This window comes from Microbacterium sp. (assembly GCF_047972865.1).
GTDB lineage: Bacteria > Actinomycetota > Actinomycetes > Actinomycetales > Microbacteriaceae > Microbacterium.
Genome location: NZ_JBKEAY010000170.1, coordinates 1 through 8,297 on the forward strand (window position 1 = coordinate 1; position 8,297 = coordinate 8,297).

Sequence of the window (8,297 nt, forward strand, 5' to 3'; positions counted from 1 at the left end):
CCGGCCCGTCGAGCGCCCCGAGAACCAGTCGAAGTTCTGCTACATCCACGACCCCGACCACACCATGATCGAGCTCGTGTTCCACGGCAAGCGCCCCGACTGATCCACCCCGAGCGATGCCAGTGACGGACACCGGCGTCTGCCCGCACGCCCTGAGGAGGGATGTCATGCCGATCGTCGACAACGACGGAACCCGCATCTACTACGAGACACACGGCGAGGGACCGCCACTGCTGCTCGTGCACGGCTCGGGCGGCCACCACGCCGCGTGGTGGCAGCAGGTCGCGGCCCTCCGCGACCGGCACACCGTCGTCACGCTCGACCTGCGCGGATTCGGCAACTCCGACGACGACGACACGTTCGACAGTCGCCACTTCCCCGGTGACATCGTCGCCGTGATCGAGGCTGCCGACCTGCGCGGCGCCGTGCTGCTCGGCCAGTCGATCGGGGCGGCCGCCGCCCTCAAGGCTGCACTCCGGGTGCCCGACCGGGTGAGCGGGGTGATCCTGGCGCACTCCCTCGGTGGTATCGACCATCCCGACATCACTCCGCTCGTGAAGGCCGACCGGGCCGAAGCCGAGAAGCTGCCGGTGATCGATCGGCTGCTCACGGCGCAGTTCCGCGCGGATGACCCGGCCAAGACGTTCCTGTTCACCCAGATGGGGACGTTCAATACGGCGCGCATGCAGGATCTGCGCAACCTCGCCAGCGACGGTCCCTCCATCGAGGACGTCGCCGGCATCCGCCTGGCGTTCCTGGCGGGACAGAGGGATGCCGTGCTCAGCCCCGCCACCGTCACCCGGGCGCACGAACTGGTGCCGGGTTCACTCCTGGAGGTCGTGCCCGGGGCACCGCACTCCATGTACTGGGAACGCCCCGACCTGTTCAACACCGCTGTAGCCAAGCTCGCCGCCGAGCTGGGAAGGAACTGACAGGCCCGCCAACGTGATGCAGGACGACGCCGAGAAGATCATGGTCGTCGCCGAGCGAGAGGCCCTGCGGCTGGGGAAAGGACTGTCGATCGCCGTCGTCGACTCGGGCGGTTTCGTCGTCAGCATCCGCCGTTTCGACGGGGCTCGCCCGATGACGCCCCTGATCGCCCTGTCGAAGGCCTACACCTCCGCCGTCATGCAGCGCCCCAGCGGCATGCTCAAGGGCTGGTCGCAGTCCGACCCGGTGTTCTTCGGCAAGGTCGGCGACATGGGGCAGTTCCCCATCGTCGCCACCGGCGGCGGGGTCACCCTCAAGCGCGGCGGCGAGTTCGTCGGCGGCGTCGGGGTGTCCGGCGGCACCCCCGGTGAGGACGAGGAACTGGCGCAGACCATCCTCGCCGAGCTGGGCTACGAGACCGATTTCGCCGAGTGGGCGGGCGCCCGCGACGCGCGCGCTGAGAAAGACTGAGAGGGAACGACCATGGCCAACCTGTTCGCGTACCGTATCGACAACCACGGCGACAACGTCCGACCCGACCCGATCCAGCAGGCCCGTCACCAGTTCCGTGCCGGTGAGATCACCGCCGCCGATCGCGAAGAAGTCGAGAACACCGAGATCATCGACTTCATCAGCTATCAGCGCCGGCTGGCGCTGTCGTGCATCAGCGACGGCAACTACCGCGACGGCGACTACCGCAGCGCCGTGCTGCAGTCGGTCGGCGGGTTCGTCCGCGTGCCGGACGCGAAGACCGCGGACGGACTCGGTGTCTGGACCGTCGAGGCGCCGTTGCGCCCCAAGAAGCCGATCGCGACCGACGCCGCGCGGTTCCTGCTGGAGAACACCGGGTTCCCGGTGAAGGTGAAGCTGCCGTCGGCGGCCCACATCGCCGCGCAGACATACTCCGACGCCACGACGCGGGCTTATCCGGGGGCGGCCGCGCTCGGCGACGCGATCGCCGAGCTGCTGCACGACGAGCTGGAGCTGCTGTTCGAGATCGGGGTGAAGTTCGTGCAGTTCGACAACCCGGACTACGCGGCGTACCTCACCGGCTCGGACGGCGGCGAGTTGTCCTTCGAGGAAGCGCTGCAGATCGATCAGGCGGTCGTTGACGGCATCGAAGCGGAGGAGGACCAGAAGGTCGCCCTCACCATCGGGTGGGGTGCGCACACCGACCGGCCCATCGACACGGAGCGGGCCGAGAAACTGTTCTCGACCGGGTACGACAAGTTCACGTTCCCCTATCACACGGATGCCGCCGTCGCGCAAAACCTGCCGCAGCTGGTGCCGAACGAGAAGCAGATCGGCCTCGGCATCCTCGACGCGTTTGACCCGGAGCTCGAGGACATCGACACGGTCATGGCGCGGCTGGACCTCGCCGTCGAGCAGCACGAGTACGAGCGGATCGGCCTGCTCCCGCACCGCGGGTTCCAGCCCGTCCACTACGTCGACGCGGCGCTGACGATCGAGCAGCAGCGCCGCAAGCTGGAGCACGTCGAAACGTTCGCGACGATGGTGTGGGGAAACGAGGCCTGACCCGCCGCCCCTCAACCCGCCCCCCAACCCGCGAGACCGCAGCGGCGGTATCGAGATCCCGCGTTTTCCGCACGGTTTCGATAGCGTGCCTGTGGTCTCGCGGGGCCGGGGCGGGCCGGTGCGGGCCGGGCTCAGCGGTGGTGCGGGACGTACCGGGGGACGGTGCGCCCGAACCCGAGCGCGCCGGCGAGTCCGATCACCCCGATCACGCCGCACGCCACCGGGAGCGATGCTAGCGCCGTCACGGCCGAGATGATCAGCGGGGCCGATGCCGCACCGGCATCCGCCAGCATGCGCCACGACCCGAGGAACGCGGCCGGGTCCTGTGGCGGGGCGACATCGGCACCGAGCGTCATCAGGATGCCGCTGGACAGGCCATTGCCGACTCCGACCACGATCGCGCCGACCAGAAACCACATCGTCGAGGCGGCCAGATCGTGGGTGAAGGCGAGACCGAGGAACGCGCCGCCCATGAGCACCATCGACGGCAGGCACGCCCACAGTCGCCCCCACCGGTCCATGATCTGGCCGCTGGAGTAGAACAGCGCGAACTCCAGCGCACCGGTCACACCGACGATGAGTGCGATCGTCTGGGCATCCAGCGTCAGCGACACGCCCCACAGCGGCAGCAGGTACACGCGCGCCTGCCGCATGGCCGACAGTGCCGCGGTCGACACCCCGAGGGTCGCCAGCACGCGGCGGTGACGCCACATCGAGCGGAACACTCCCTCTCGGGCTTCGGCTGACGCGGCGGGATGCCGGGGAGCGGACCCTTCCGCGGCCAGCACGTCCTCGGGGTCACGGCCGGTCAGCACGAGCACCACGAGTGCCACCAGCGCGCCGACGAAGAACCACGCGACGGCGCGCTCCTCGCCCCACACGGCCAGCACACCGGCGGCGACGAACGGGCCCGTGAACATCCCCAGCCGGAACGAGCCGCCCAGCACCGACAACGCCCGTGCGCGGTAGCGAAGCGGCACCCGTGTGGTCATGAACGCGTGCCGGGCCAGGCCGAACGCCGACGCGCACAGCCCGATCGCGAAGACCGAGACCGCGAGGCCGATCAGGCCGTCGGAGAAGATCACGCCGAACGCTCCGGCCAGGGCCAGGCCACCGGCGACCGCCATGGTGTACCGCTCGCCGATGCGGGCCACCAGCCATCCCGCGGGGAGGTTGCCGATGAGGCGCGCCACCACGATCACCGAGGCCAGCAGCGCCGCCTGAGCCAGACTCGCTCCCAGCGACTCGGCGATCACGGGAAGCAACGGCAGCAGGGCGCCCTCACCGAGACCGAACAGGACGGTCGGCCCGTAGATCATCGGCGCGAAGCGCCACAGCATCCGCCGCGTACCGGGGTCGGTGTCGGTCACGACGCGTCGACCGCGGCGAACACCTCGCCCGCCCATGCGATCCCGAGCGCGACGTGGTCTGCGCGTGAGATCTCGTCGTGCTCGCCGAACGGGCCCACCCGTGTCGCGCCGAGCGCGGTCAGGAGCGCATCGAACTGCTTCGACCCGCGATTGTATTTCTCCTGGTAGGAGGTGTCGCCCAGGCCGAACATCGCATATCGCAGTCCGGTGAGGTCGGGCGCCGCCGCCTCCAGGTCGTCGTGCAGGAACTGGGCGAACCCGGGCAGCTCGCCGCCGCCGTGCGTTGCGCAGGCGACGAGGAACAGGGCCGCCGAGTCGAACACCTCCGGGGCGGCGTCGGCCATGTTGACGACGTCGATGTCGCGGTCGGGGTACGCCTTCGCGATGCCGAGCGCGACCGCTTCGGCCCGCCCCGACTCGGTGCCGTACAACACGACCGTGCGCATGGTTCTACGCTACGGCTTCGGGGAGGTAATGCTCCACGACGTACTGGGCGATGGCGATGGAGCTGGTGGCCGCCGGCGACGGCGCGTTGCGCAGCACCGTCACCGGGCCGATCTGATCCACGGCGAAGTCGTCCAGCAGCGACCCGTCGCGACCCCACGCCTGCGCGCGTACGCCGGCGGTGGTCTTGGCGTGCAGGTCACGGGACGTGAGCTCGGGGATGAAACGCTGGGCTTTGCGGAAGTACAGGGGCTTGATGAGCGAGCCCGAGATCTCATCGACACCCATGCGCCAGTGCTGCTTGGCCAGCGGCCAGGCGCCGGGCCAGCGCAGCGACTCCCAGGTATCCCTCGCCGAGATGCGCAACCACGCATACCCTTCCCGCGCCAGGGCGGGCACGGCGTTGGGGCCGACGTGCACGTCGTCGTAGACACCGCGCGTGAAGTGCACGCCGAGGAACGGGAATCGCGGGTCGGGAACGGGGTAGATCATGCCCCGCACCAGGTCGGTGCGGTCGTGGCGCAGCTCCCAGTACTCCCCGCGGAAGGGCAGGATCTTCGGGGACGGGTCGGCACCGACCAGCCGCGCCACGACATCGGATTGCAGCCCGGCGGCGGCGATCACCCGGTCGAACACGTGCTCGCTTCCGGCGGCGATCACGCGCACCCGGTCGCCCTCGATGCGGATGTCGGTCACGTCGCTGTTGAGTCGGATGTGTCCGCCCGCGGCGCGGACATCCTGTGCCATCGCTTCGGTGATCGCGGCGTAATCGACGGTCGCCGTGTGCGGCGAGTGCACGGCGGCGACCCCCGCGACGTGCGGTTCGATCTCGCGCAGCCGGCCGACATCGTCGATGCGGGCCAGGTCGGGTACGCCGTTGGCGATGGAGCGCCGTTCGATCTCGGCGAGCGCGTCGAGTTCGGTCCCGTCCACGGCGACGACGAGCTTGCCGACCTCGCGGTACGGCAGCCCCTTCTGCTCGCAGAACTCACGGATCTGCACGCGGCCCTTCGCGCACAGTGTGGCCTTCAGCGACCCGGGTGCGTAGTACAGCCCGGCGTGTACGACACCGGAGTTGTGGCCGGTCTGGTGCGCGGCCAGCCGTGCCTCCTTCTCCAGCACGGTGATTTCCGCGCCGGACTGGGTCAGCTCGCGGGCCAGTGCGACTCCGACGATCCCACCGCCGATGACGCCGATCTGTTCGGACATGTCAGTGGGTCCTCACCGCGGCGGTCTTGACCCGCGTGTAGAACTGCAGCGCTTCCTCGCCCTGCTCCTTGAACGGGGATCCCGATTCTTTGAACCCGCCGAACGGGTGGTGGATGTCCCACCCGCTGGTGGGCTGGTTGACCGACACCTGACCGGTGTCGACCGCGTCGACGAAGCGGAACGCGGCCGCCAGACTCCGGGTGAACACGGCGCTGGACAGTCCGTAGGGGGAGTCGTTGACGGCGTCGATGGCCTCGTCGAGGGAGTCGACGATCCGCATCCCGAGAACAGGGCCGAACACCTCCTCCCGCCACAGCGAGTTGTCGCCGTCGACGGTGAGCAGCACCGGCTCGACGAAGGCGCCGCCGTCGATGAGATCGGCGCCCACGTCGGCGCGGGCGATCAGTTCGGCGCCCTCCGAGATGCCCGCTTCGACGCGTGCGCGGATGTCCGATTGCTGAGCGCGGCTGACGACGGGACCGAGATCGACGCCCTCGGCGGTGCCGGGTCCGACCCGGAGTGCGGCGACGGCATCCGCGACCCGGCGGGTGACGTCGTCGGCGACGGAGCGTTCCACCAGCAACCGGCTGGTGGCTGTGCACCGTTGACCGGCCTGGCCGAACGCCCCCGCCATGAGCACCGGCAGCGCCAGGTCGAGGTCGGCATCGGCGAGGATGACGGCGGCGTTCTTGCCGCCCATCTCGGTCTGCACCCGCACCCCGGAGCCGGCCAGGCGGCGCTGCAGATCGAGGCCGACGGTGGTGGAGCCCGTGAACGACACCGCGGCGAAGCGCGGATCGCCGGTGAGGACGTCGCCGATCTGGGATCCGCGTCCGGTGACCGTGCCGAGGGCGCCGGCGGGAAGTCCCGCGCGGTGCAGGATGTCGGCGAGTCGTAGCGTGATGAGCGGCGTCTCGGTGGCGGGCTTGATCACGACGGCGTTGCCGGCGATCAAGGCGGGCGCCATCTTGCGGGCTGGGGTCAGCAGCGGGTCATTCCAGGGCGTGATCAGCAGGACGACACCGAGCGGTTCCCGACGGATCATCGTGAAGGTCTCTGGGCGGGCGTCGGGGATGAGCTCGCCCTGCGCGGCGCGGCCCATGCCGCCGTAGTACTCGAAGAACTCGGCGGTCTTGCCGACTTCGCCGGTGGCCTCGGCGGTGGTCTTGCCCCACTCGCTGACGATCAGCGTGATCAGATCGGCGGATGCGGCGCGGATGAGTGCCGCGGCGTCGTGGAGGATGCGGCCGCGGGCGAGGGGGCCGGCGGCCCGCCAGGTCTTCGCGCCGTCGACGGCCGCGGTGATGACGGCATCCACGTCGGCGGCGGTCATGGCGGGCACCCGCCCGACCACCGAGTCGTCGGACGGGTCGCGCACCTCGATCGGTTCGCCGCCGGCCTCGGCGACGAAGCTGCCGGCGATGAGGTTGGGGGTGACGGCGATGCTCATGGTTCTCCTTGGGGCGCCGCCGGGGCGCGCAGGGTGCGGCGCCCCGGCGGGCTTCGTTCCAGCATCCCGGGGCTCCCGCCGGGCGGCAACCGCCCGAGCCGACCGATCCCGCAGGCCTAGATTGCGCACCCCGCGCCCTCCCCTATCGCCCCCGAGGCCTACCCGCGAGACTACAGCCGCGCTATCGAGACCCCGCGTAATCCGTACGGTCTCGATAGCGCCGGTGTAGTTTCGGCGGTGGGGTGGCTAGATGTTCTATGCAGCGAGGTTGGTGACAGCTGGGTGGGTGGCGCGGCTGATGGGTGCTCTGCCTCCGAGGGAGCTGTGTGGTCGATCGGAGTGGTAGTGGTCGAGCCCGGCTGTGAGCGCCGCGCGGCGTTCGTCGTTGCTTGTCCAGGCTCGGGCGTAGAGCCATTCGGTGGCCATCGTGCGGTGGTACCGCTCGACCTTCCCGTTCGTCTGCGGCCGGTAGGGGCGGGTGCGCTTGTGGCGGCTGTTCGAAGCGGCCAGCGCGGCGGCGAAGACCCAGGAGCGGTAGCAGGAGCCGTTGTCTGTCAGCACGCGTCGGATGCGGCGGATGCCGTGACGGCGGAACCATTTCACTGCTCGCTGCCAGAACCCTGCCGCGGTCGCGCCGCGCTCGTCGGTGAGTTCCTCGGTGTAGGTCAGCCGGGAGTGGTCGTCGGTAGCGGAATGCAGGTAAACGTATCCGACGCGTTGCCGTTTCGCGGCGAGGTCCTGAGGTGACCCGCGGCCGTGGACACGCCAGCCGCCACCGTCGGGGATCCGGCCGACCTTCTTCACATCGACGTGGACCATGTCGCCCGGACGCGCCCACTCATACCGGCGCACCGGGGCGCGCAGGTCCTCCCCGTCCGGGGCGATATCGCGCAGCCGGTTGATGCCACGACGCACGAGGACACGGTGGATCGTGGAGACCGGGACATCGTGGCCGGCCGCACGGAGCTTCCCGGCAAGCTGCACCGGCCCGACCTTGTGCTCGCGGCGGAGCTTCTCGATCAGGTCCTCGACCTCGACCGGCGTCTGCCGCGGCGAGGAATCCGGGCGACTGGACCGGTCTTCCAAACCGGGTTCGCCCTCCGCGACCCAGCGGGCGTGCCACTTCCCGAGCGTTTGACGGGCGATCCGGAACTCGGCTGCGACATGACAGATCGGGCGCCCCCGGTCTACTTCCGCGCAGGCGCGGCGGCGCCCTTCCGGCGTCAGTGGGGCGTTACGGTGGGTCACGAGGTCCTCCTTGGCGGAACGTGATTCTTGGTCGTTTCACATCCCACCCGGAGGACCTCACCCGTTACCGCACGACCCGCCGACCGACACCAACCTCACGAGACACAACA

General features: G+C 69.9%; 8 protein-coding genes. 3 read left to right on the forward strand and 5 right to left on the reverse strand.

What is annotated here, in order from left to right:
- Positions 1-167 precede the first annotated feature (167 nt).
- Genes ACK5KK_RS10465 through ACK5KK_RS10475 form a run of 3 tightly spaced genes read left to right on the forward strand, consistent with a single transcriptional unit; the run spans position 168 to position 2,466 of the window.
- A complete protein-coding gene (locus ACK5KK_RS10465; RefSeq protein WP_416890025.1) occupies positions 168-932 on the forward strand; it encodes an alpha/beta fold hydrolase in 765 nt (254 codons plus the stop codon).
- Between the two features lie 16 nt (positions 933-948).
- On the forward strand, positions 949-1,401 hold the full coding sequence (locus ACK5KK_RS10470; RefSeq protein ID WP_416890031.1) for a GlcG/HbpS family heme-binding protein: 453 nt from the start codon (positions 949-951) through the stop codon (positions 1,399-1,401).
- Positions 1,402-1,413: 12 nt separating this feature from the next.
- Positions 1,414-2,466, forward strand: a complete 1,053-nt coding sequence (locus ACK5KK_RS10475; RefSeq protein WP_416890026.1) for a hypothetical protein — start codon at positions 1,414-1,416, stop codon at positions 2,464-2,466.
- Positions 2,467-2,597: 131 nt separating this feature from the next.
- Here the strand turns inward: ACK5KK_RS10475 and ACK5KK_RS10480 are convergent, their stop codons facing one another.
- From ACK5KK_RS10480 to ACK5KK_RS10500, 5 genes are all read right to left on the reverse strand, one after another.
- A complete protein-coding gene (locus ACK5KK_RS10480) occupies positions 2,598-3,806 on the reverse strand; it encodes an MFS transporter (protein ID WP_416890032.1) in 1,209 nt (402 codons plus the stop codon).
- Positions 3,807-3,832: 26 nt separating this feature from the next.
- Entirely contained in the window at positions 3,833-4,282 is a 450-nt protein-coding gene (locus ACK5KK_RS10485) for a flavodoxin domain-containing protein (protein WP_416890027.1), read from the reverse strand.
- Positions 4,283-4,286: 4 nt separating this feature from the next.
- Positions 4,287-5,489 (reverse strand): L-2-hydroxyglutarate oxidase, encoded by a 1,203-nt coding sequence (gene lhgO, locus ACK5KK_RS10490; protein ID WP_416890028.1) that lies wholly within the window; start codon positions 5,487-5,489, stop codon positions 4,287-4,289.
- A gap of 1 nt (position 5,490) precedes the next feature.
- Positions 5,491-6,939, reverse strand: coding sequence for an aldehyde dehydrogenase family protein (locus ACK5KK_RS10495; protein WP_416890029.1), 1,449 nt, complete (start codon positions 6,937-6,939; stop codon positions 5,491-5,493).
- Positions 6,940-7,194: 255 nt separating this feature from the next.
- Complete coding sequence (locus tag ACK5KK_RS10500; RefSeq protein ID WP_416890030.1) at positions 7,195-8,187, reverse strand: IS481 family transposase; 993 nt, start codon at positions 8,185-8,187, stop codon at positions 7,195-7,197.
- Positions 8,188-8,297 lie beyond the last annotated feature (110 nt).